The sequence below is a fragment of the Mucilaginibacter sp. BGA-UO-ETr-C110 genome (assembly GCF_059567985.1).
Genome location: NZ_JCAQPB010000002.1, coordinates 66,073 through 89,663, shown reverse-complemented (window position 1 = coordinate 89,663; position 23,591 = coordinate 66,073). Strand labels below are relative to the sequence as shown.

The 23,591-nt window shown below is 43.9% G+C and carries 21 protein-coding genes; 12 read left to right on the top strand and 9 right to left on the bottom strand.

What is annotated here, in order from left to right; genetic code table 11:
- Positions 1-94: 94 nt before the first annotated feature.
- From AC57BQ_RS01740 to AC57BQ_RS01710, 7 genes are all read right to left on the bottom strand, one after another.
- Positions 95-1,267 carry an RsmB/NOP family class I SAM-dependent RNA methyltransferase gene (locus AC57BQ_RS01740; protein WP_496404635.1) on the bottom strand — a complete coding sequence of 391 codons (1,173 nt, stop codon included), beginning with the start codon at positions 1,265-1,267 and terminating at the stop codon, positions 95-97.
- Positions 1,264-2,505 (bottom strand): ABC transporter substrate-binding protein, encoded by a 1,242-nt coding sequence (locus AC57BQ_RS01735; protein WP_496404634.1) that lies wholly within the window; start codon positions 2,503-2,505, stop codon positions 1,264-1,266. The genes AC57BQ_RS01740 and AC57BQ_RS01735 overlap by 4 nt, the downstream gene beginning before the upstream one ends.
- Entirely contained in the window at positions 2,462-3,991 is a 1,530-nt protein-coding gene (guaA, locus tag AC57BQ_RS01730) for a glutamine-hydrolyzing GMP synthase (protein ID WP_496404633.1), read from the bottom strand. Before guaA ends, AC57BQ_RS01735 begins: the two co-directional genes overlap by 44 nt.
- A gap of 204 nt (positions 3,992-4,195) precedes the next feature.
- Positions 4,196-4,750 carry a zinc ribbon domain-containing protein gene (locus tag AC57BQ_RS01725; protein ID WP_496404632.1) on the bottom strand — a complete coding sequence of 185 codons (555 nt, stop codon included), beginning with the start codon at positions 4,748-4,750 and terminating at the stop codon, positions 4,196-4,198.
- A gap of 557 nt (positions 4,751-5,307) precedes the next feature.
- Positions 5,308-6,012 carry an SDR family NAD(P)-dependent oxidoreductase gene (locus AC57BQ_RS01720; RefSeq protein ID WP_496404631.1) on the bottom strand — a complete coding sequence of 235 codons (705 nt, stop codon included), beginning with the start codon at positions 6,010-6,012 and terminating at the stop codon, positions 5,308-5,310.
- Between the two features lie 158 nt (positions 6,013-6,170).
- On the bottom strand, positions 6,171-7,949 hold the full coding sequence (locus tag AC57BQ_RS01715; RefSeq protein WP_496404630.1) for an aromatic amino acid hydroxylase: 1,779 nt from the start codon (positions 7,947-7,949) through the stop codon (positions 6,171-6,173).
- 72 nt (positions 7,950-8,021) lie between these two features.
- Complete coding sequence (locus AC57BQ_RS01710; RefSeq protein ID WP_090463927.1) at positions 8,022-8,972, bottom strand: lysylphosphatidylglycerol synthase transmembrane domain-containing protein; 951 nt, start codon at positions 8,970-8,972, stop codon at positions 8,022-8,024.
- 269 nt (positions 8,973-9,241) lie between these two features.
- On the opposite strand from AC57BQ_RS01710, the gene AC57BQ_RS01705 reads away from it, so the two are divergent.
- The 8 genes from AC57BQ_RS01705 to AC57BQ_RS01670 all read left to right on the top strand — a co-directional run bounded on the left by AC57BQ_RS01705 (position 9,242) and on the right by AC57BQ_RS01670 (position 16,858).
- Entirely contained in the window at positions 9,242-10,111 is an 870-nt protein-coding gene (locus AC57BQ_RS01705; protein ID WP_496404629.1) for a carbon-nitrogen hydrolase, read from the top strand.
- 120 nt (positions 10,112-10,231) lie between these two features.
- Positions 10,232-11,287: an agmatine deiminase family protein gene (locus tag AC57BQ_RS01700; protein WP_496404628.1), complete on the top strand. Its 1,056-nt coding sequence runs from the start codon at positions 10,232-10,234 to the stop codon at positions 11,285-11,287.
- 360 nt (positions 11,288-11,647) lie between these two features.
- Positions 11,648-12,049 (top strand): LiaF transmembrane domain-containing protein, encoded by a 402-nt coding sequence (locus AC57BQ_RS01695; protein ID WP_496404627.1) that lies wholly within the window; start codon positions 11,648-11,650, stop codon positions 12,047-12,049.
- A gap of 289 nt (positions 12,050-12,338) precedes the next feature.
- Positions 12,339-13,187: a LiaF transmembrane domain-containing protein gene (locus AC57BQ_RS01690; protein WP_496404626.1), complete on the top strand. Its 849-nt coding sequence runs from the start codon at positions 12,339-12,341 to the stop codon at positions 13,185-13,187.
- 112 nt (positions 13,188-13,299) lie between these two features.
- Positions 13,300-13,635, top strand: a complete 336-nt coding sequence (locus AC57BQ_RS01685; RefSeq protein ID WP_496404625.1) for a DUF4288 domain-containing protein — start codon at positions 13,300-13,302, stop codon at positions 13,633-13,635.
- 182 nt (positions 13,636-13,817) lie between these two features.
- Positions 13,818-14,852, top strand: a complete 1,035-nt coding sequence (locus AC57BQ_RS01680; RefSeq protein ID WP_255366843.1) for a sensor histidine kinase — start codon at positions 13,818-13,820, stop codon at positions 14,850-14,852.
- Positions 14,849-15,595, top strand: coding sequence for a LytR/AlgR family response regulator transcription factor (locus AC57BQ_RS01675; RefSeq protein WP_076377877.1), 747 nt, complete (start codon positions 14,849-14,851; stop codon positions 15,593-15,595). Before AC57BQ_RS01680 ends, AC57BQ_RS01675 begins: the two co-directional genes overlap by 4 nt.
- A 561-nt stretch (positions 15,596-16,156) precedes the next feature.
- The gene (locus tag AC57BQ_RS01670; RefSeq protein WP_496404624.1) at positions 16,157-16,858 is read left to right on the top strand and encodes a L,D-transpeptidase family protein; all 702 of its coding nucleotides are present in this window, start codon (positions 16,157-16,159) and stop codon (positions 16,856-16,858) included.
- Between the two features lie 89 nt (positions 16,859-16,947).
- On the opposite strand, the gene AC57BQ_RS01665 is transcribed toward AC57BQ_RS01670, so the two are convergent.
- On the bottom strand, positions 16,948-17,838 hold the full coding sequence (locus AC57BQ_RS01665; RefSeq protein ID WP_496404623.1) for a flavin reductase family protein: 891 nt from the start codon (positions 17,836-17,838) through the stop codon (positions 16,948-16,950).
- An 11-nt stretch (positions 17,839-17,849) separates the two neighbouring features.
- On the bottom strand, positions 17,850-18,845 hold the full coding sequence (locus AC57BQ_RS01660; protein WP_496404622.1) for a fumarylacetoacetate hydrolase family protein: 996 nt from the start codon (positions 18,843-18,845) through the stop codon (positions 17,850-17,852).
- A 656-nt stretch (positions 18,846-19,501) separates the two neighbouring features.
- On the opposite strand from AC57BQ_RS01660, the gene AC57BQ_RS01655 reads away from it, so the two are divergent.
- From AC57BQ_RS01655 to AC57BQ_RS01640, 4 genes are all read left to right on the top strand, one after another.
- Positions 19,502-20,659 (top strand): homogentisate 1,2-dioxygenase, encoded by a 1,158-nt coding sequence (locus AC57BQ_RS01655; protein ID WP_496404621.1) that lies wholly within the window; start codon positions 19,502-19,504, stop codon positions 20,657-20,659.
- Between the two features lie 72 nt (positions 20,660-20,731).
- Positions 20,732-21,856 carry a 4-hydroxyphenylpyruvate dioxygenase gene (gene hppD / locus AC57BQ_RS01650; protein WP_496404620.1) on the top strand — a complete coding sequence of 375 codons (1,125 nt, stop codon included), beginning with the start codon at positions 20,732-20,734 and terminating at the stop codon, positions 21,854-21,856.
- A 217-nt stretch (positions 21,857-22,073) separates the two neighbouring features.
- Entirely contained in the window at positions 22,074-22,538 is a 465-nt protein-coding gene (locus tag AC57BQ_RS01645; RefSeq protein ID WP_496404619.1) for a YciI family protein, read from the top strand.
- A 3-nt stretch (positions 22,539-22,541) separates the two neighbouring features.
- Positions 22,542-23,195, top strand: a complete 654-nt coding sequence (locus tag AC57BQ_RS01640; protein WP_496404618.1) for a DNA alkylation repair protein — start codon at positions 22,542-22,544, stop codon at positions 23,193-23,195.
- Positions 23,196-23,591: the final 396 nt, after the last annotated feature.

The window sequence follows — 23,591 nt, the reverse complement described above, 5'->3', positions numbered from 1 at the left end:
TTTTGTCATCCTGAGGAACGAAGGATCTTCTTCATTATGCCTATTGTATAACAGATTCTTCACTCCGTTCAGAATGACAAATAGTTATTAGTTTTTACCCGACACCAGGCGGGCTCAATCTTGCCACAAACATGGTGTCGGCCCGGCGTTCATAGCCATTGAGTATTTTACTTTCTTCCAGTTTCAGACCAAGCTCTTTCACCAGGAAATCAACTACATCCTCGTTCTCGCCTTTAAAGGCCGAGCAGGTGATGTAAATAAGCGGTTTACCGGGCTTCAGATATTTTACTACGTTTTGGGCGATGCTTTTTTGCAGCTTCTGGAAAAATTCGATCTTATGCTGATCAAACTGGGCTATCATTTCGGGCGTACGGCCCCAGGTGCCCGAGCCGCTGCAAGGGGCATCCAGTATAATGCCGTCAAAAGCATAATCATGCAGGGTCTGATCGACATTGGTAGTGAGGTCGAGCGCCTTTTTCTGATATTTGGTTAAACCAGCCAGGTGAAAACGCTCATCCAGATTGGTCAGCACCGACTCGCGGATATCTGATACCACCAGCTTGATATTGGGCTCATCTTCATGCAACAGCAATGATTTACCGCCTGATGCCGCGCAGGCATCCCACCAGCTATCCCATCGCTGCGGCCTGAAAAAATCGCCGGTTTGCTGCGACGAAAAATCCTGCACCTCAAACCAGTGCTGTTTGGAAAATATGGTTTCGAGCCGGGTACCGTTTGGTAAGGACAGGCAACCATTCCCTTCGTCCTTAAATACGATCTGCGCTTTGGTCAGCTCGCCCTTAACCAAATGATCATAACCATTGCGCACGCGGATAAAAAGATCGGGTTGTGAAAAGAATGATCTTAAAAAAGCATTACGATCGATACCCGGCGATAATTGCGCCACCCAGGGAAACACATCCTCCAGGTCAAAATCGGGGTGCGCTGTTTTTACCAGGGCCAGTTTGTCGTCGATATGAAAACCGATACAAGCGGCCCAGTCGGGTTTAAAATTTTGTAAAAAAGAATTGGTTTGTGTGTTGCATAAAAACTCGGCCACAAACAAACGCTCATCGGCAGGTAAACTACGAAGGGTAAGCCCTATCCGGAAATAATTGTACATCAACCGGTTGGCAATACGCCTGTCGGTTGATCCCATTTGTTTATTTTGCCTGTAGAAGCCGGGTAAAAACTTACTTAGAGGCGTATCGGCAGGGTATTCACCCAATATTCGCTGAAACGTTTTAAGCTGGTTTATAGCCTTCATTCTACCTGTTTTAACTCAAAGTTACTATACATTAATATATTTACATGCGTGTTAACCCAACCCAAGCCAGGCTTTTTTACAAAATGGAAACCATTGTGTATACCTGTAAAATCGGTTTTGTCAATCGCCGCCATATCCTTGTTGCCCTCCAGCAGCTGCCGGCCAAAATACATACCCTCATCAAAGCCTTTTATGGCATAATCTGTGGGTTCAACGTGATACACTTTACGATAGCTATGCAAAAAAGCAATCGTGGCCTCCTGTTTGTAATTTACCTTATCACTGGAGGTAATATGCGTTTTAAGCCGCTGCAATATATCGGTCTTTAAAAAGCTAAACTTCTCCCAACTGGGGTGACCAAACAGTAGCACGGGATAGTTTTTGTTTAAAGTATCCAATGACCGCAGCGTAACACCCAAAAATGACTGATCGGTAGCCGGTATCACAACCACATTTCGTTCTGTTTTTGACAGCTGCGGCAGCAAACCGCTCAATTTACCCCGTGTGATTATAACGCTTACAATTTTAACCTTTTTATTGCTTAAACTGTCGGTTGCTTTTTTAAAGTTTACCACATAATCGTTCTCCTGGCTAAAGCCCGAACGCAGGATAAATATTTTTTTAGGTTTTATTTTATCGTTGATGTATTGCGCCGCACCTACAGCGTGATATTCCAGTGGGGGGATAACGGTAATTAAGTTATTGTTTCTGATAGTAGCAGGCGACGCGGGTGATAATGGCGACAGGATAGCCGTACGGGTACCCATGGTGGAGGTAAACAGCTTCATCCCATCGGGATATACCGGGCCAACCACCAGGTCGCTTGTTCTTATCTGTGGGTTGTAAGCCAGGCTATGCGCCGCTGAGGCATCATCTTTAGAGTCAAAAAGTTGCAGCTTGAAATTAGCTCCCTGGGCTGCCAGGGAGTCTAAAGCCAATTTAAAGCCCTGGTAGTATTCAATACTCATGTTGGCCTGGCTTAAGCCGGCACCGCTATAGTTACGTGGCCGCACATGATCAAGCCCCATAGGCAATATCATGGATATAACAGAAACTTTTGCTGTGGGTTTTACCGGAGGTTTTTCTACAGGCTTGGGTTCGGGTTTTTCAACTTTTTTTACGGGCGTTGATACAGGCCGCACTTTTGGTGAGCATGCACCCAGTATCAGCGCCGCGCTAAAAAACAATAACCATTTATTCCCACTCAATGGTAGCAGGTGGTTTCGAACTGATATCATATACTACCCGGTTAATTCCTTTTACGTTATTGATGATCTCGTTGGAGATCTTGGCCAGCAGGTCATAAGGTAAATGGCACCAATCCGCTGTCATCCCATCCAGTGATTCCACAGCACGCAGGCATATCACGTTCTCGTAAGTACGCTCATCGCCCATTACCCCTACTGATTGTACCGGCAAAAATATAGCACCGGCCTGCCAAACCTTATCGTAAACACCGTATGACCGCAAATTGTTGATATAAATCGCATCGGCCTCCTGCAATATAGCTACTTTTTCTGGTGTAACATCACCCAAAATCCTGATAGCCAGACCCGGGCCCGGGAAAGGGTGCCTGCCTAAAATATTAGGATCGATGTTTAAAGCCTTGCCTACACGCCTTACTTCGTCTTTAAACAAAGTATTGAGCGGTTCAACCACTTTCAATTTCATAAAATCGGGCAAACCGCCAACGTTATGGTGCGATTTGATAGTAGCCGATGGACCTTTTACCGAAACAGATTCGATAACATCTGGATAGATAGTTCCCTGTCCTAACCATTTTACATCCTGAACCTCGTGCGCGGCATCGTCAAATACTTCAATAAACACACGACCGATAGCTTTACGTTTCTTTTCAGGATCTTTAAGGCCTGTCAATGCGTCGTAAAAACGCTGCTTGGCATCAATACCTTTTATATTTAAGCCCATGTGCTTGTAGGAGTCGAGCACTTGCTCGTACTCATCCTTGCGCAGCAGGCCGTTATCAACAAATATGCAATGCAGGTTTTTACCGATGGCGTGGTGCAATAACACTGCTGCTACTGATGAATCCACACCGCCTGAAAGACCTAATACTACTTTATCATCGCCCAATTTTTCGCGCATGGCTGCAATGGTAGTTTCCACGAACGAATCGGGAGTCCAGTCCTGTTTGCAACCGCAAATATCTACCAAAAAATTCTCCAGCAATTGCCTGCCGTCAATACTGTGCGTTACCTCTGGGTGAAACTGGATCCCGTAAGTTTGGGTACCGGTTACCTGGTAAGCCGCAACTTTTACGCTATCGGTACTGGCAATGATCTCAAAATTATCACCTATGCTGGCAATGGTATCGCCATGCGACATCCACACCTGCGAATTCTCAGGAATATTTTTAAACAGCAGGTTTTCCTTGTTGATATAATCCAGATTAGCACGACCGTATTCGCGGGTGCTCGAAGCTAATACTTCGCCACCATGAAAATGGGCCACATACTGTGCACCATAACAAACCCCCAGGATAGGACGGGTGGTATGGAACTGCGCGAAATCAAAATGAGGCGCATCTTCCTGCCTTACAGAATAAGGGCTGCCGGAAAGGATGATTCCTTTTACAGTGCTGTCAATTTCGGGATAATGATTGAAGGGGTGGATCTCACAGTAAATATTGAGCTCCCTGACGCGGCGCGCGATGAGTTGGGTGAATTGCGAGCCAAAGTCAAGAATGAGGATTTTTTCTTGCATGGGCAAAGATAAAAATTTGATATGAGATGTGAGATATGAGATTTGAGATTTTGGAAATCAGTGATTAACCTGATTTTACCTCGTCCTTATTCACTGCTCATATGTAAGCCGGTTTATCGCACTAATTTTAATTTTTTAGTTTACCCAGCTCTTTTACTCTCCAGAGTGCCGCGTTTTTTACACCACTGTAAGCCGGCTTAACTTTTATTGATACATATCCGGAGTTATCAGAACTTTCATAATGAACTTTCCATCAGTGTCGTTATAATTGTAAACAAACGTTGTTTTATTATCGCGGTAAATTCGCATCTGCGGATTTGTTTTTATACCGTTTATAAGCTTGACGCTCATAAATTTTTGTAAAGAGTCGGTATTGATCCTTGATTTATCAAAACCCAATAATGAATAGTTATATTGAAATGTATTATTTGCCAAAGCGACCGCATTATCAAAGCGAGTATCTTTGTCAACCATAATTGGACAAGTTTTGTTTATCTCACTCGCAGCAGCCATCATTACTTTATCAAATGAAGGTTTCTTGAAGAATATCTGTTGAACAGCGGCATAGGATAACCCGAATACAACAATACTGACAATTAAACTTAGAAGCTTTGGTTTTGGATTTTGTTTTGTCTCCTTTGCTGGTTGTTTAACTGCAATTTCGTCTTCTGTTTTGAGGAGTTCATGTCCGCAATTGGAACAATACTTTGAACCGGCTTCATTTTCTGCTCCGCAGTGGGTACATTTTACGATACTCATTTAGTTTTAATCGTTTAGGTACTGCAATTTATAGTATAAAAATGTATTGGCAAAAATTTAATTATTGAATTAATGATTTAGTGAATTAGTGATTGGCAAAAACCTCTTTCCTTTTTCGTCAGCAGATAAGCTTCGGGTGAAGCTTAATTAATGATTTAGTGAAATTTAGTGAATTAGTGATTGGAAACAACCTTTTTTCCTTTTCCCGTCAGCAGAACAGCTTCGGGTGAAAGCAGGCAGAACAATGATGGACTGTGCGGTTGCAGGGGCATAGCAAGTTTTTGCTGAAGCGTAGGGTTGGCGCGAACGAAGCAGGGCAAAATAATTGCAGCCCGTGGTTCTGCCTGCTTTGCGGGGCAGAGGCTTGGTGCGCAAAGAAGCATTTCTGCTGAAGCCTTTTTGGTTACTTTTGTGGCGACAAAAGTGACTGGCCCTCCCGCGGCCAAGAGCGGGTATACACCATACACATCTACGCTCTGTATAGTAGGGGATTGCCACGCTACGCTCGCAATGACGTGTCGTGTGCTTTTCGTACCTCGCAATGACGGGGAGAATATTTATGGAGTAGTAGCTGCAACAGGCAACACTTTCCCATTAAAAAACTTATGCCCCGTAAGCGCAAAATCAGCTACATACTTACCCATTTCAAAAGCCATTACCGGCGATTGGTAACCTGGGAAAGCTTTCTCCAGCATTTCTGTTTGTGCCGAACCCAATGCCAGGCAGTTTACTTTGACATCCTGCTCTATTAGTTCCTGGGCCAGGCATTCAGTAAGGGTATGCAACGCGGCTTTACTGGCCGAGTAGGCTGATAAACCCGGGAATTTGGCACTCCCCTGGAAACCACCCATGCTTCCTACATTCAGGATATGTGAACCGGCTGGCATCAGTGGTAATAGGGCTTGTATCATGCGTACATGACCAATAAAATTGCTTTGCAGCATTTCTACAAAGTCGGTCTCGAGTAATTGCGTAAATGGCTTATTGATGAGCATTCCGGCATTGTTGATCAATACATCCACCTGGTTATCAAAATTGGAGGCTATAAATTGCTGCAGGCCCTCATAATCATCGTGCACGATATCAAAGTTAAGAGCAAAAAGCTGACAATCGGGATTAAGACCATGGGCAATTTCCAACAGGCGCTCAAGTTTGTCCTGCGAGCGGGCCAATGCAATTACTTTGTTGTTACCCGAAAGTATCAGTTCAATTACTGCTTCAAATCCCACGCCGCTGCTGGCGCCTGTTATAATAATGTTCATAAGCCCGTTCTGTTATTTACCGTCATTGCGAGGGACGAAGCAATCTCTACACAGGCAGGTTCACTTAGTGAGTTACACTTAGTCATTCGCTCTGTATAGCATAGAGATTGCTTCGTACCTCGCAATGACGCGTTCTTTTGTATCGCGTTTAACCGCGCCTAAAATACCAATTTTTGCTCAACAGGATGCTCGATCAGATAAAAACCGTCGCTGATGAGTTTTTTTAGTTCAGGCTGGTTTTTGGCCTTCTGTTCCAGAAACTGCCTGATCTCAGTTCTTAATGAGGGTTCAACATCCTCATGCTCCAGCAATTCCAATATTTCGAGGGCGCAAAGCCAATCGTCGTGATGGTTTTTCTGCAGCATGAACCATACATTACCCAAAAAGCCAAAGTCGCCACCTTTTTGCCGACGGTTACGTACCTGTTGGTAAAGTTTATGCAACTCCCTGGTTCGCAGATCATATTCCACGTGATGGGTAGCCGTTTGTGATTTATAAACGATCTCTTCAAAAGCCGCTTTATCAGCCGCGCCGCAAAATACGGAAACAATCTTTTCGCCAACAGCCATATCGTATACTCCCCATGATGGGTCAAACAATACGTGACCTTTTTTATCGGTAACCGTACAATCGGTAAAAGTGATCAGCTGGGTTTTGCCCAGGAATGCTAATATGCTTTTTACGGTTCCTTTAACTTGTATGCCGCTTTCAAAATCGAGTGCTACCGCTTTACCTTTAACTATGCCGATGTTTTCTAACTCTTCTTCTGTCAGATCCTCAATCGGATTGTGGATATTTTTCAATTTCCCCACCGGCGAGCTAAAGCCATCTTTGTGATAGTTTTTACCATGGCCAGGAAGCTGCTTGCCGTTCACTGCTAAAGCCGTTGGACCAGTAGTTTTGATAAAATATGGGTTATCGTGCCCATCAACCTTAAATTCGGTAATGGTACCTGATACCTGCAGGCCCGAGCTGTAAACTGCGGTACAGGTGTTTTTACTTTCAAAAGCTTTGGTCAACCCATAAGTTCCACCCTTTCTGAAAGACATGGTGTTAGCAAACTCTTCCAGTACATCTATCAGATTCTGGAAAGTTGGCGTTACAAACAACTGCGGCTGTGGTTTGGTAATGTCATAGCTATAATTCACCGCATCACTGGTGTACCATAGTTTTTCAACTTCGGGTTTCATACAGCTGGAGCTTTCGCCGATGGACGACAGCAGGCCCGCGCCATAGATCTTGGGATTCTCCAACGTACCGATCAGGCCGTACTCTACCGTCCACCAGTGCAGGCGGCTCAACAGGGCCATTTCAGATGGTTCACCCATATTTCCCTGACGATAAGCTACCAGGTCTTCCGCCTTTTTGATCTCGGCTTCGTCCGCATTTGGCATTTCCTTCAGGATGGATAAAGCCCTGATAGCTTCGTACAGCTCAAAATCTTGTGCCGAAAACATAGCCTTGGCCCCTATCGAACCAAAATAACTCAGGTATTCGTGATAGTCCTTATCGGCAATAATAGGCGCGTGCCCGGCCGACTCATGGATAATATCCGGCGCCGGGGTATATTCAATATGGCGCGACTGGCGTATATCTGCCGCGATAACCAGCACGCGGTAAGCCTGGTATTCCATAAAGGCGGCAGGTGGTATAAAACCATCTACAGTAACGGCGCCCCAGCCTATTTTGGCCAGTGCATCGTTCATCTCCTGCAAATCGGGGATACGTTCAATAGTAAGGCCCGCCTTGGTTAAGCCGGGGATATATGGGTAGTAGGCAACATCTTTGAGATAGCTGTAATTCTGGCGCATCACATAGCGCCAAACGGCATGATCAATGGGTGTATAATGTTCGTAGTGCTGGTCGACTATAAATTGTTTTAAATGACCGGGCAAGGCCGCAACCTGCGGATTGTTAAAATCATTAAAATGGCTCATTTACGTTGTAGTGGTTTTATAATAGGAAACGCAAATTTAGAAAATTAGGTGTACTCACACACTTTATTTTCGCTACTCACCCCCAGGATCCACGGCTGTTTCTGCCACCTCTTCGTCATATTTTTTCAGACCCTTATCCAACCGGCTCGGACGTATCACATAATACAGACCAAACAAGGCTACTAAAAGCGAGATGAGGTAAAATGACGAAGGCAAGAAAACCGAGAGCCCTTTATCCATTGGGAAATAATCGGATAGCTTGGTGAATATGGCCTCCCTCGCCCCTGCTCCGCCCGCCGTAATAGGTATAATAGATGCCAGTGCCGAAATGAGGAATGATAACAGATACGGTGAAAACTTACCACTGAAATCCTGCCCGAACATTACGCAGATAATGGCCAGTAGCTGGAAACCCTGCAATACCAGGGCTTTTAAATGCGCCTCGAAAAAGTATTTAGTGTACTCTTTGAAAAACATGTAGGCTACAAAATAGTAAACCGCCGAACCGCCCAGGAATATACTTACCGGCAGGGCCTTATGAATATCAATCTGCGGGATCAGAAATATCAGTCCAACGGTGATCAGACCTATAGCCCAAAGACCACTAAGCCTGTCGAACATAATGGCCCAGAACAATTTTTTGCCGGGAACTTTGTGTGCTTTGTTCAGAATGAAGATCTTGTAACCATCGCCGCCGATACCGCCAGGCAGCAGCACATTATAAAACAAGCCCAGGAAATAAAGTCGCAGATTATATTTAGGGTTCAGCTTTAAGCCTATCGACCTGAAGAAGCTCAGCAGGCGCCATGACGACACCACCATCGAACAGAAATAACAAACAACCGCGGCGCCCATCCACCAGTAATTGGCGTGCAGCAAACGGTATTTGACCAGTTGGATAGGTACCTTGCTAAAAACCCAGATGAGCAGCGCTGTGGTAACAGCTATTTTTAACACAGTTTTTGTAACATTCCACAGTTGCTGCTTAAATGTTTTTGGCGCTGGTATTTCGTCTTCTGTCATTGGCTGCAAAGCTAATTATTTTCTTACAGTATTGTTTAGTTAGTATCAAGTAGCTAGTATCAAGTATCATGACTTGAACTAATTATCTTCCTGAATGTTTTATAGAATACTTATTTATTTAATGTGACCACATAAGTGTCTTGATACTTGATACTAGCTACTTGATACTCAATTCTTGATACTTACTTTTACATTTAAGTCACAATACTTGATACTTGATACTCGATACTTTAAGTAGCAATTGTTATTTTTGCGCAAATTTTATGAGTATGAGTAAAGTAAAAGTTGGCCTGGTACAGATGAGCTGCACTGCTGATAAACAGCAGAACCTGCAAAAGGCTATTGTTAAAGTAAGGGAAGCCGCTGCAAAAGGCGCGCAAATAGTTTGTTTACAGGAACTTTTCACCTCGCTTTATTTTTGCGACGTGGAGGATTACGACAACTTTAAGCTGGCCGAAAGCATCCCTGGCCCATCAACAGACGAGCTGCAGAAAGTAGCCGCCGAACTGAATGTGGTGATCATTGCCTCGCTATTTGAGAAACGCGCGCAGGGTGTTTACCACAATACCACCGCTGTGTTGGACGCCGATGGCAGCTACTTAGGCAAGTACCGTAAAATGCACATCCCTGACGATCCGGGTTTTTACGAAAAATTTTACTTCACTCCCGGCGACCTGGGTTACAAGGTATTTAAAACCAAATACGGCAAATTAGGCGTACTTATTTGCTGGGACCAATGGTATCCCGAAGCTGCCCGCATTACCGCTTTAATGGGTGCCGATATCTTATTTTATCCAACCGCTATTGGCTGGGCCACTACCCAGGACGAAGCAACTAACGTGGAGCAATACAATGCATGGCAAACCATACAGCGCTCGCACGCGGTGGCCAATGGCATACACGTGGTAAGCGTAAACCGTGTAGGCGAAGAAGCCGGCGTAAAATTCTGGGGCGGTTCGTTCTTTGCCAATCCGTTTGGCGCCATCATTCACCAAACCTCGCATGATCAGGAAGAAGTGGTGGTACAGGAACTTGATCTGGATAAATCTGATTACTACAGAAGTCACTGGCCGTTTTTAAGAGACAGAAGGATTGATTCATACCAACCTATAACCAAAAGACTTTTAGACGAGGATTAAATCCTCCACGCGTCATTGCGAGGCACGAAGCAATCCCCGATTTGCAGAGCCGCTCTGTATAGCATAGAGATTGCTTCGTTCCTCGCAATGACGTATGGTATATATTTTGCTTTAACCAATATGAGCCAAACTATTTCAACTATACAAACCCCTGCTTCGCAGGGCTTTCACTTTCCTGCTGAATGGGCTAAGCATACAGCGACCTGGTTGAGCTGGCCGCATAAGGAAGCTTCGTGGCCGGGTAAGTTGGATACCATTTATCCTTCATACATCGAGTTTATCAAAATCCTGACCCGTAACGAGCTGGTGCGTATCAACGTGGTCGACGAGGTAATGAAAGCCGCAGTGATTTTTCAATTGCAGCATGCCGGTGTCGACATGAACCGGGTTGAGCTGTTTGCTTTTGGCACTAATGATGCCTGGTGCCGAGATCACGGACCTGCATTTGTCATCAATCCAAATACCAAACAAAAAGCCATTATCGACTGGGGTTACAACGCCTGGGGCGGTAAATACCCGCCCTTTGATCTGGACGATGTAATACCTACCAAAATTGGTCAGCATTTTGGTTTGCCGGTATTTAACCCGGGTATTGTGATGGAAGGCGGCTCGGTTGATTTTAATGGCAAGGGCACTATCCTCACCACCACCGCCTGCCTGCTCAACAAAAACCGTAACCCATTGCTCAGCCAGGATCAGATAGAAACCTACCTGCGTAACTACTATGGCGCCGAGCAGATCTTATGGCTGGGCGACGGCATTGTTGGCGATGATACCGACGGTCATATTGATGACATTACCCGCTTTGTGAACGAGGATACCGTAGTTACCGTGGTTGAGGAAGATAAAAACGACGAGAACTATCACCTGCTGCAAGAAAACCTCGAAACTTTAAAAACCATGCGCCTGCTCAACGGCAAACAGCTTAACATTGTGGAGCTGCCTATGCCCGAAGCCGTAATTTACGAGGATACCCGTTTGCCCGCATCGTACGCTAATTTTTACATAGCCAACTCGTCGGTTATTGTACCTACGTACCGCTCGGTAAATGACGATAAAGCCTGCGATATACTGCAACAATGCTTCCCTGATCACGAAGTGATCGGCATCGATTCAACCGATATTATCTGGGGCCTGGGCAGTTTCCACTGCCTGAGTCAACAGGAGCCGGAGTAACCCCACCCTGCCCTCCCCATTGGGGAGGGTTCTTATATTATGTCATTGCGAGGAGGAACGACGAAGCAATCTCCTCGCGTTTATACATGCGACGAGATTGCCACGCTACGCTCGCAATGACATGTTATTTTTTTCCTTATAATTCCCCTGTTCTGTCATCCCAATATCATAGTCTTTTTTCCTGATTCTTGATTCTTATATCTTGCTTCTCCTTTCTCGATTCTTGCCTCTCTACCCCCATCTCCATTCACCGGATAAACCCATACTTTTACCGATTTCTTACACGCTGTTCACCTATATCACCTTGTCCTGCTTTGTATACCGCTGTACCTTTAGGGTATAATATTAATACTTAAAGCGATGAACAACGATATAGAAACTACCATTACCCCCAATAATAGCAAAACTGCTGCAGGGGTAATTTTACTGATCATTGGCGGTATACTATTGATCAGAGAATTTGACTTTTTCCTTTTCCCCGACTGGCTGTTTAGCTGGCCGATGTGGATAGTGGCCTGGGGTTTATACATGGGTGCTAAATACAATTTCAGGAAAGCATCCTGGATCCTGATCACCCTGGTGGGTGTGGCCTTCCTGCTCGACGAAAACATAGCCGATGCCGACCGCATTGTTTGGCCGATAGCCATTATGGGTTTTGGCGCCTGGGTAGCATTTAAGCCCCGTAAACACAAGGAAGAGCTTTACTTTGAAAAGCCTAAGGATACTTTTCATTTCGATAAAACAACCGAACCAGAAGTTTAATTTAATAGTTAATAGTTTGTAGTCAATTCATGAGGGAGTACCGGTTTGCGGGCTCCCTTTTGTTGTGGAATTTTTAGTATCAAGTAGCGAGTATCATGTATCAAGACTTTTACTATTAAAGTTTTAATTCGGTCATGATACTTGATACTAGCTACTTGATACTAACCTTGTCAACTTTTTCACCGACAAAACCTACCTTTCCACCGATTTCTTTAAATATATCGCCAGTTTTTGTTTGGCACATGTATAATGTTACCTTAGTTTTGGATATGATTTAATTTGCACACAAATGAACAACGATATAGAACATACAACCAACCCCAATAAAGGAAAAGCGATGGCTGGGGTTATACTACTTGCCGTAGGAGGAGTGCTGCTCCTAAGGCAATTTGCCGATTTTTTAATTCCCGATTGGATATTCAGCTGGCCCATGTGGATCATAGCATGTGGCCTTTATTTTGGAGCTAAACATAACTTCAGGAAAGCATCCTGGAGCATCATGATCATTTTAGGGATCATCTTTTTATTAAACGATAATATTGGCAACGCCGACCGTGTAGTATGGCCCATAGCCATCATCGGTTTTGGTATATGGCTTATTTTAAGACGCGGCAGGCATAATGACTGGGAACGGAACATCAAGGATAGCAAATGGACTAAACAAGATGGCACGTGGAGTAAACAGCCCGCCAATTTTGATTTTGGTAAAAACGACCCGGAAGCCGATTACGCGATAAAAGATGGCGACGATGTACCACCCAAGGATCCTAATACACCTCCCTTTGGCTACCATAACGGCGACGACTACCTGGATGCTGTTTCTATTTTTGGCGGGGTTAACAAAACCATACTATCCAAAAACTTTAGGGGCGGCGAAATAGTGAACATTTTTGGCGGTGCCGAACTTGACTTTACCCAGGCCGACATCAGCGGCAGGGTTTATATAGACATTACCCAGGTATTTGGCGGCACCAAAATCATTGTGCCATCCAACTGGCAGGTGGTATCAGACCTGGCCGCGGTTTTTGCAGGCGTTGATGATAAACGCATCCGCAGCACCGCATCATCCAATAACGATAAAATACTGGTACTTAAAGGAACCTCCATTTTTGCCGGGGTTGATATACGCAGCTATTAATGATTTAAGTATCAAGTAGCTAGTATCAAGTATCACGACTTTATCATCAAAGTTTTAATTCGGTCTTGATACTTGATACTAACTACTTGATACTTCTAAAAAAACAAAGATAATGAACTGGTACGTAGCAAAATTAGTTTTCAGGGTGATCAGTGGTGCAGGCGATCACCAGGCGCAGTTTGATGAGCAGTTACGCCTCATCAATGCCGATAATGAACTGAGTGCCTTTGAAAAAGCAAACAAAATTGGCCATGCCAATCAGGATAGCTTTAAGAATATCGAAAAACAAACCGTTAAATGGCAGTTTATTGATGTGGCCGAACTAAACCAGATAGGCGAACTTACCGATGGCGCCGAACTGTACTATAATATACATGAAACACCTGATGCCGACCTGTACATTGCCTGGGCGCACCACAAATCGGCATTATTGGGTGTAAGAAATTGATTTATTATTAGTATCAAGTAGTTAGTATCAAGTATCACGACAGAATCGAAACTTAAATACTAAAATCTTAATACTAAAGACTTAACATAAAGAAACATACAAATATCGAGCTCCATACAACATCAGGACCTTAATAAAATCTTGATACTAACTACTTGATACTAAATATAAAAATATAAGTTTTGGCATTACCCTCTATATCAGCTTCAAGATTATACGGCGCATTTATTGTTTGCGGCCTGGTTTGGGCCGGCCTGCAAACTTATATTGTGCATAGTTTTGGCTTTTACTGGTTCGCTGCCTCAACCGATGGCTTCCTGAGCGCCATATTACTTTCGGGCGCCTGCTGGCTTATCAATAATAACCTGCGTTACTACCAGCCCGGCAAGGGCAGTTATATTAACCTGTTTATCTGGTGCGTGGCACTGGCCGGTATTTGTACCCTGGGTTGCCGCTACCTGCTGCCCCTTATCAATACCGATAAGGTGTTTATTAATTTCATACAGCAATCCATAACTATCCGCTTTTTTACCGACTTCCTGGCTATCGGCTGGATGGCCATGATCAGTTTGCTCTGGTATTCGCAACTCGATCAGAAAGAAACGCAGAAACGCAAAACCGAGGCCGAGCAGTTGGCCCGCGATGCCGAGCTGTATAATCTGCGCCAGCAACTGCAACCACACTTTTTGTTCAACAGCCTTAACTCCATCAATGCGCTTATCGGCTTTAAACCCGATGAGGCCCGCAAGATGATCCACCAACTATCCGACTTTTTGCGGGGCACGCTGAAAAAAGATGATCAGCAACAGGTACCCCTGAGCGAAGAACTGGCACACCTGAACCTGTACTTGGAGATTGAAAAAGTACGTTTTGGCCACCGCCTGCAAACCGAAATAAGCTGCGACGATAAATGTGGTAGTGCCGTGATGCCTTCCATGCTGTTACAGCCACTGGTGGAGAACGCTATAAAATTTGGCTTATATGATACCATCGGCGAAGTAACCGTGAGCATCCGCAGCGAAATGGAAGATAATTATTTAGTACTGATGGTTCAAAACCCTTATGATCCGCAAACCTCGCGCCCCCAAAAAGGTACCGGTTTTGGCTTACGCGGGGTACAGCGCCGCCTATATTTGCTTTTTGCCCGTAACGATTTGATGGAAACTCATGGAAATGATAATATATTTACAACCATTATAAAAATACCACAGTTATGAGGCGAGCCTTAATTATTGATGATGAACCTTTAGCACGAATGGTTGTAAAGGAATATCTGCAAAATTTTAGTGAAATTGAATTGATACAAGAGTGCAACGATGGCTTTGAAGGTTTAAAAGCCATACAGCAGCACCAACCTGATCTGATCTTCCTGGATGTGCAGATGCCCAAAATAAATGGTTTTGAAATGTTGGAACTGGTGGAACAACCGCCTGCCGTTATATTCACTACCGCTTTTGATGAGTACGCTATAAAAGCTTTTGAGGCCCATGCTGTGGATTACCTGTTAAAACCCTTTAGTAAAGACCGCTTTACCAAAGCCATCGAAAAATTCCTGGCAACCGCGCCCGAAAAACACGCGCCCAAGCAAACCGAAGAACTGCTGGAAACCGCCGCCACACAATCGCCGGCACAAAATGAGCGTATCGTGGTAAAAACAGGCACCAAAGTTAAAATTATCCCCGTGGCCGATGTGGAATACCTGCAGGCCGATGATGATTATGTAAGCGTGTTTACTAAAGAAGGATCGTACCTGAAAAACAAGACGATGAACTTTTTTGAAAAAACGCTGGATGCCCGCCAGTTTGTGCGCGTGCACCGTTCCTACATCATCGCCATACAGCAAATTACCCGTATCGATCCATATGAAAAAGACGCCCACCTGGCCATCCTCAAGTCGGGCGCCAAAATACCCGTAAGCAAAACCGGCTACGTCAAACTGAAACAAGTACTGGGTATATAAAACAGGATTTAAAATATTTTTTATAGAGACGCATCACATGCGTCTTTTTTTTGTGCCCATTACCTAACAACCTTGTCATTGCGAGGAGGAACGACGTGGCAATCTCGTAGCTATTCTAATCAGTTAGAACGCGAGGAGATTGCTTCGTTCCTCGCAATGACATAGTGTAGAATTCTTAGGATAGTCCGATCATTTTTCGTATATTTATATCAACCAACAGCCCGGTTTCCTTTTTATCAGGAAACCGGGCTGTTTTGTTAAAGGAAAAACAAAGCCAAAAACAAACCAATTTCAACTTAGTTATTTGACATTCAGCTAATTAATACTTTTTAAAGTTTCAAAAACACATCAAAACCGTGCTAAAATTTGTTAAAAAGTGTTAAAATGAGGGTTTTTGAAGCAGTTTTCGACCCGTTTTACCCCGGTTTTGAGCAGAAAAGTGTTAAAATTTAAGGTTTAAAAAGTTTTAGGGACAGGTATAAGGTAAAATAACGTCGGAATTATTTCGTTAGAATTCCAGAACAACTACAAGTATAGTTATACAAAAACCGATCAACCTAAATGCCTAAATTATTACAATTGCTGTTGTTATCGTTCCTGGTAATGACAAGCCCAAAAACCGAGCTCCCCGATAGCAAACGCGCCAGTGATGTGCGTACCATGGTATGGCCCAGGCTGCAAAAGGAGTTAAAAAGTAAAGGTCTGAAAGCGGGTTCTGCGGTTTATTTGCGCATATTCAAATACCAGGATGCGCTGGAGGTGTGGCTAAAAACAGGTACAAAATATACACTGTTCAAAACCTATAATATTTGCTACTATTCTGGTGGTGTAGGCACCAAAACCCGCTCGGGCGACGGCAAAAGCCCCGAAGGTTTTTATACCATTAAATCTAAACAGCTTAACCCGGTGAGTAATTATCACCTGGCCATCAATATAGGCTATCCAAACAAGGTTGAACAGCTAAAAGGCTACACCGGCGACGCGGTGATGATACACGGACACTGCGCCTCTATCGGCTGCTACGCCATGACCGACCCGCGGATTGAAGAAATTTATACGCTGATCTACAAGGCATTTGAAGCTGGCCAGCAAAAGATCAACCTGGATATCTACCCCTTCCGGATGACTAAAAACTATATGGATATTTTTGGCCAACAACCTTACATGCCGTTCTGGAAAACGCTAAAGCCTGGTTATGACCTGTTTGAAAAAAACCACCTCCCCGCCGATTATCACATCAAAGGGAAGGATTACGCGTTTTAGGGGGAATAGAATCAAGAGGTAAGAGTCAAGAATCAAGACAAGGATAAAACTTTGCCGTCTTTCTTGACTCTTATCTCTTGACTCTTTTTTTAATCTATCAACAGCACCATCAGCGCCTCTTCTACCCTGTCCTCATCCAGGAGTTGTTTGGCTTTCAGGTGTAGTTGCAGTTCGCGGGTCTGGTTATCGCCTATGGTGGCGTCCAGCAGTTCTTTTATAGCGGGGTCTTGTTTATATACCTCAATGGCATCGTCGGCTGGCAGGGCTTCCAGGTTGCCCAATTGCCCCAGGTTGTTGCCGGTAAGCACCCGGGAGTTACGTATCGCATGCGGCAGGCTATCAACGCCTATACCTATTTTGGCATTGGGCTTGGCTACTTTGAATAAGTTGTCCTGGGTTATACGGCAATACCAGTCGCCGCCGAGGCGGGCCACGAGGTCCATTTTAGCCTGGTCAATTTTGCCATCGGTGTCTAAAACATGGTCTTTGATGTGGATGATCTTTATTTCGGCCAAAATCAGGTTACCGGCGCCGGGGGTATCACCAAGGGAAATCATCTGGGTCACCACACATTCCAGTTGCACCGGAGCTTCGGCCACGCGGGGTGGTTTAATCAGTTCGGATGCTACAGGAGTTAAACCCGATTTTACAAACTCGTTCACCCCTTTAGGATACATCACACTGGAGAGGGAAACCTGCTGTACCATATTGTAATCAACGATATTGATCACGCATTCCGGAACTTCTAAAATGTTCTGTAGTGTATGTTTAGTGATATTATCCCGCACACTGCGCGAGGGCGAAAACACACAAACCGGCGGATTGGTACTGAATACGTTAAAAAAACTGAAAGGACTCAGGTTAACATTGCCATCCTTATCTACCGTACTGGCCAGGCAAATAGGACGCGGCGCTATAGCATGGTTCAAATAGTTTTGTAACTGAAAAATAGAAAGCTCGCTTACTTTTAGTGATAGCATCGGTATTTAGCTTATTTCTTCAATCCCAATATCGAAAAATCGCTGTTGGCTTTTTTAATGATATTGCCCAGCATGCCCAATCCGGTGATCTCCATTTCAACCAGGTCGCCGGGTTGCAGCCATTGGGGTTTATAGTTAGCATCATTCAGCAAACCGGTTCCGTTCAGTTCCAGGAAACAGCCTGTACCCACGGTGCCCGAGCCTATGACATCTCCAGGCAGCACATCGCAGCCGTAGGCGCAACGTTCAATGATCTCGGCAAAGGTCCAGTCCATATCGGCCATATTACCGGCTGATACCTGTTTGCCGTTCACCACGCACTTCATTTGCAGGTTGTAGTTGTTGCCGGTATGGCCCGGTTTAGCGGCTACTTTATAAGGTTCCAGCTCGTCGGGTGTTACCAGCCAGGGACCAATAACGGTTGAAAAATCTTTGCCTTTTGCCGGGCCCAGATTCAGCAGCATCTCCTCCATTTGCAGGGTGCGGGCGCTCATATCGTTCATGATCATATAACCGGCAATAAAGCTATCCGCATCGGCTGCTTTAATGTTACGGCCTTTTTTGTTGAGCACTACAGCCACTTCCAGCTCAAAATCGAGCTTGTTAAAATGGTCGGGCATGCACTCAATTTCGCCGGGGCCCTGTATGGCGTTATGGTTAGTGAAATAAAATATAGGGTATTGGTCAAATTCGGGTATCATATCCACCTTGCGGTTGCGGCGCGCGGCGGCCACATGCTGCCTGAAGGCATAACCATCGCGGCATGAGGCAGGGTGAGGTACGGGAGCTATCAACTCAAAAAACAACTCCTCCTTAGCCTCCATTTTTCCCGAACTGATGGCCTCATGAACACGCCGGGCATGATCCATTAGCTCATCTCCTCCCCACAAAAACTCATTCATATTGTCGGGGATCAGCTTATCGCAGGAGTTTAGGTTATAAATATGCTTGTTTATAAAAATACCTAAATGCTCGCGGTCTTCGGTTTTATAGGATACTAATTTCATAGGACGATGTTTTTATAAGTGAGTTTTAATTGGCTTTCGCCTACTTAATAAAATAATATGGAGCAATACAATAAAAACTATTAATGCAATAAAATCTACTAAAAGGTAGGTTAAAATGACTCCGTTATTTATATAACTACCAGAGGACAATTTACCTCCAGTATATGAATAGAAATGCAGAGGAAAGCCAATGGAAGTGAATCCATCCGAAGGAGCATCAGATTTTGAAAATACTACGGTAATTATGATCCAGATGGCTATTCCTAACCATATAGCTTTCGTTTTTATCATAACCGGTAATTGGTTGAGCCAAAACTAAACATTTTACCGCATGCGTGGTTAAAATATTATGCTTGCATATTAAAAATATTACTTCTAATTTCGTACTAACCATGTTAAGCATACAAAAACATTTTCTTTTTTCACTGGGCCTCACCAGCATGAGCGATGCATCATCGTTCAGGGATGCTATGCTTGCCAAAATTGTGCTGGCTCAATACTAAAAAGATTTTTGGAATAAAGACTATGGGAGTAAGGACAAGTAAGACCTGTTCCTGCTTTTCGCACAATCCAATAGTCCCCAAATCCTTATTCCTTGCTCTCAAGAAAACTATCCTGATATTTTAAACGTTTTATTGTTAACCAATTAAAACATCATGCCTTTATATCATACATTAGGAGCTATTCCGCATAAGCGGCACACGCAGTTCCGCAAACCTGATGGTTCGTTATACGCCGAAGAGCTGGTATCAACCGAAGGTTTTTCGAGCCTTTACTCGCTGGTATACCATGCCTATCCGCCTACTATTGTAAAAACCCTGGGTGAGCCATACAGTGTTGAGCCCAAAATAGCGCGCGAAAAACACCTGAAACATACCAGCCTGATCGGATTTAATGTAAAACCAGAGGATGATTACCTGCAAAGCCGCAAGCCGGTTCTGGTAAACAGCGATCTGCATATTTCACTGGCCGCACCACGTAAGTCCATGACAGACTATTTCTATAAGAACAGCCAGGCTGATGAGGTAGTTTTTATACATGAAGGCTCCGGTACCCTGAAAACAGGCTTCGGCAATATCAAATTTGTATATGGAGATTACCTGGTGATACCCCGTGGTACCATCTATCAGCTGGAATTTGATACGCCCGATAACCGGTTGTTTATTGTAGAAAGCTTTAGCCCGATAAGACCTCCTAAGCGTTACCGTAACCAGTATGGACAGCTGATGGAGCATTCGCCTTATTGCGAACGTGATATCAAGCGCCCTACCGATCTGGAAACACATGATGAAAAAGGCGACTTTAAGATCCTGATCAAAAAACAGGGTCTGATCTATCCGTATATCTATGGCACCCACCCTTTTGATTTTATTGGATGGGACGGTTTTCATTACCCTTGGGCACTCTCTATACATGATTTTGAACCGATAACCGGTCGCCTGCACCAACCACCACCTGTGCACCAAACCTTTGAGGGCAACAACTTTGTGATATGCTCTTTTGTACCCCGCAAGTTTGACTACCACCCGCTGTCTATCCCTGCCCCTTATAACCATAGCAATGTGGATAGCGATGAGGTTTTATATTACGTAGATGGTGATTTTATGAGCCGTAAAAGCGTAGTAAAAGGGCAGATCACCCTGCATCCTGGTGGCATACCGCACGGGCCTCATCCGGGTTCGGTCGAAAAATCAATTGGTAAAGAATCAACGGATGAACTGGCGGTAATGATAGATCCCTTCCGTCCGCTGATGCTGACCGAAGACGCTATAAAAATTGAAGACGAAAATTATTACAAGAGCTGGCAGATGTAAGCGAAAGGCTGAAAGCAAAAAGCCTAAAGCAATCACTAATTCGCTAACTCAATAATTCAATAATTAAAAACCATGCAAACACAAACTTTAGATAAAAAACCAACCTCTACAGATTTTTTACCGCTTAACGGTACCGATCATGTGGAGTTTTATGTGGGTAATGCCAAACAGGCTGCCCATTATTATAAAACCGCTTTTGGTTTTCAGAACCTGGCTTACTCCGGGCCCGAAACCGGTGTGCGCGACAGGGCATCATACGTATTACAGCAGGGCAAGATCCGGATCGTGTTAACTACTCCCCTGCACTCTGATCACCCTATTGCCGAGCATATTAAAAAGCACGGCGATGGTGTAAAAGTGCTGGCCCTTTGGGTTGATGATGCTTATGACGCCTTTGAACAAACCACCAAACGCGGCGCTGTGCCTTATCAACAACCGCAAACCCTTACTGATGAACATGGTGAAGTACGCACCAGTGGCATCAAACTTTATGGCGAAACCGTCCATATGTTCATCGAACGTAAAAATTATAATGGTTTATTTTTACCAGGCTATCAAAAGCACGAGAACAATTATAATCCACCTACCGCCGGCCTTTTATATATTGACCATTGCGTGGGTAACGTAGGCTGGCACAAGATGGACGAATGGGTGAATTTTTATGAAGACATCATGGGTTTCAAAAACATTTTAACCTTTGACGATAAAATGATCAGCACCGAATACTCTGCCCTGATGAGTAAGGTAATGAGCAATGGCAATGGCTATGTAAAGTTCCCGATCAATGAACCTGCTGAGGGTAAAAAGAAATCGCAGATAGAGGAATATCTGGAATTTTATGAGGACGAGGGCGTACAACACCTTGCCCTGGCTACAGACAATATTGTGGCAACCGTAACCGACCTGCAGAGCCGTGGTGTAGAGTTTCTGACCGTGCCTACCACCTATTATGATGAGTTAACAGACCGTGTGGGCCATATCGACGAAGATCTGGAGCCCTTGAAAAAGCTGGGTATCCTGGTTGACCGTGACGATGAAGGTTACCTGTTGCAAATATTCACCAAACCTATTGAAGACAGACCAACCCTGTTCTTCGAGATCATACAGCGTAAAGGTGCCAAATCATTTGGTGCCGGTAATTTTAAGGCCTTGTTTGAGGCCATTGAGCGCGAACAGGAAATAAGAGGGAACCTTTAATTAAGGAATAACCCATCTAAGATATTCTATTAACTATTAGCGATGTTTTAATTTGAGCCGGGCAAAATTGCCCGGCTTTTTTTGCCTTATGATTTTTTATATTTGATAGAACCTAAATTCATACGTAAATGAAACCATCATGAGCTAAAGCTCACAAACCAGCATGAATAAAACAGCTCATGATAGCTTCATTACAGTTAAAAAACAAATAATACTAATGAAAAAGCTCATCCTCCTCTTCGCAATGATCACTTTTAGTATCAACTGTTTTGCACAGGATACCGCCAAACCTGTTTATGATGCCGCACTGGCTAAAAAACTGGGTGCCGACAAGTATGGTATGAAAAAATATGTGCTTGCCTTTTTAAAGGAGGGCCCTACTCAACTCAAAGATTCAGCAGCACGGATGCAGCTGCAAATGGCACATTTAAAAAATATTACCCGTTTGGCTGCCGAAGGCAAACTGGTTGTGGCAGGCCCGTTCCTGGATGATCAGCCTATCCGGGGGATATTTATTTTTAATGTCGAAACCCTTGACGAAGCCAAAAAGCTAACCGAAACCGATCCTGCTATAAAAGCAGGCAGTTTGGTCATGGAACTGCACCCTTTTTATTGTTCGGCTGCATTGATGGAAGTGGTGGATATACACAGCAGGCTGCAAAGCAAAAGCATAACAGATTGACACATGGCTGTTCATGAGATCATTGATTTTTTAAAAGATAAGGCTGACGCCGGTTACCTGGCTGGCATGCAACGTTACGGCATTGATAATACAAATGCTATTGGCGTTCGCCTGCCCGAATTGCGAAAGCTGGCCAAAACCATCAAAAAAGATCACCAACTTGCGCTTGATCTATGGGATAAAGGTTTACATGAGGCCCGCCTGCTGGCATCCCTAATTGATGATCCGGCTCTGGTTACCGAAGAACAGATCGATAACTGGACAAAGGATTTTTATTCATGGGATATATGCGACCAGGTATGTGGTAATCTGTTTGATCGCACTCCTTTTGCCATAAGCAAGGCCCTTGAATTTAGCGCTCATGAGGCAGAATTTATAAAGCGGGCAGGCTTTGTGCTCATGGCAGAGTACGCGGTACACAATAAAAAAGCTGGAAACGAATCATTTATAGCATTAATGCCCATTATTGAACGGGAAGCCTGGGATAATCGGAATTTCGTAAAAAAAGCGGTGAACTGGGCACTCCGGCAGATCGGGAAAAGAAACGATGTTTTAAAGGAAATAGCTATACAAACAGCCCAAAATATTTTAAAACAAGATCATAAAGCAGCCAAATGGATAGCTTCAAATGCCCTTGCTGAATTAACAACGAGATAATTATAATCTTCCGCCGGCGTAAAACCGGATTAAAAACAGGACATTCCCTTTAAAAATATCAATTTTAGTGGTCTTTTTTCTTTTGTAGCACGATTATTACCTCTTTTCAAAAAAAATCGCCGCTCAAATCATGATTGTAATATCCTTTTATAATCAAATGCAGACAAATTATATACAAACTATAGCCAAATTAATTATTTTGAGTTATGAACCTACCCAAATGGCTATATTTTAATACAATAAATTTTATTTTGTAATCATCAGTATAAGAGTTGTTTATATAATTTCAAATACTATATTTGAAGTCTGGTGATTTAGATTTTAATACCGCAGATCAGAAAAAACATACACAACGTATGGTTGTAATTTTCGTGATTTTAAATTATGGCACATAAT

Bases quoted from the DNA above. Each gene is read 5' to 3' on its own strand.
- AC57BQ_RS01740 (WP_496404635.1), bottom strand. From the start codon at position 1,267: ATGAAGGCTATAAACCAGCTTAAAACGTTTCAGCGAATATTGGGTGAA.
- AC57BQ_RS01735 (WP_496404634.1), bottom strand. From the start codon at position 2,505: ATGATATCAGTTCGAAACCACCTGCTACCATTGAGTGGGAATAAATGG.
- guaA (WP_496404633.1), bottom strand. From the start codon at position 3,991: ATGCAAGAAAAAATCCTCATTCTTGACTTTGGCTCGCAATTCACCCAA.
- AC57BQ_RS01725 (WP_496404632.1), bottom strand. From the start codon at position 4,750: ATGAGTATCGTAAAATGTACCCACTGCGGAGCAGAAAATGAAGCCGGT.
- AC57BQ_RS01720 (WP_496404631.1), bottom strand. From the start codon at position 6,012: ATGAACATTATTATAACAGGCGCCAGCAGCGGCGTGGGATTTGAAGCA.
- AC57BQ_RS01715 (WP_496404630.1), bottom strand. From the start codon at position 7,949: ATGAGCCATTTTAATGATTTTAACAATCCGCAGGTTGCGGCCTTGCCC.
- AC57BQ_RS01710 (WP_090463927.1), bottom strand. From the start codon at position 8,972: ATGACAGAAGACGAAATACCAGCGCCAAAAACATTTAAGCAGCAACTG.
- AC57BQ_RS01705 (WP_496404629.1), top strand. From the start codon at position 9,242: ATGAGTAAAGTAAAAGTTGGCCTGGTACAGATGAGCTGCACTGCTGAT.
- AC57BQ_RS01700 (WP_496404628.1), top strand. From the start codon at position 10,232: ATGAGCCAAACTATTTCAACTATACAAACCCCTGCTTCGCAGGGCTTT.
- AC57BQ_RS01695 (WP_496404627.1), top strand. From the start codon at position 11,648: ATGAACAACGATATAGAAACTACCATTACCCCCAATAATAGCAAAACT.
- AC57BQ_RS01690 (WP_496404626.1), top strand. From the start codon at position 12,339: ATGAACAACGATATAGAACATACAACCAACCCCAATAAAGGAAAAGCG.
- AC57BQ_RS01685 (WP_496404625.1), top strand. From the start codon at position 13,300: ATGAACTGGTACGTAGCAAAATTAGTTTTCAGGGTGATCAGTGGTGCA.
- AC57BQ_RS01675 (WP_076377877.1), top strand. From the start codon at position 14,849: ATGAGGCGAGCCTTAATTATTGATGATGAACCTTTAGCACGAATGGTT.
- AC57BQ_RS01670 (WP_496404624.1), top strand. From the start codon at position 16,157: ATGCCTAAATTATTACAATTGCTGTTGTTATCGTTCCTGGTAATGACA.
- AC57BQ_RS01665 (WP_496404623.1), bottom strand. From the start codon at position 17,838: ATGCTATCACTAAAAGTAAGCGAGCTTTCTATTTTTCAGTTACAAAAC.
- AC57BQ_RS01660 (WP_496404622.1), bottom strand. From the start codon at position 18,845: ATGAAATTAGTATCCTATAAAACCGAAGACCGCGAGCATTTAGGTATT.
- AC57BQ_RS01655 (WP_496404621.1), top strand. From the start codon at position 19,502: ATGCCTTTATATCATACATTAGGAGCTATTCCGCATAAGCGGCACACG.
- hppD (WP_496404620.1), top strand. From the start codon at position 20,732: ATGCAAACACAAACTTTAGATAAAAAACCAACCTCTACAGATTTTTTA.
- AC57BQ_RS01645 (WP_496404619.1), top strand. From the start codon at position 22,074: ATGAAAAAGCTCATCCTCCTCTTCGCAATGATCACTTTTAGTATCAAC.
- AC57BQ_RS01640 (WP_496404618.1), top strand. From the start codon at position 22,542: ATGGCTGTTCATGAGATCATTGATTTTTTAAAAGATAAGGCTGACGCC.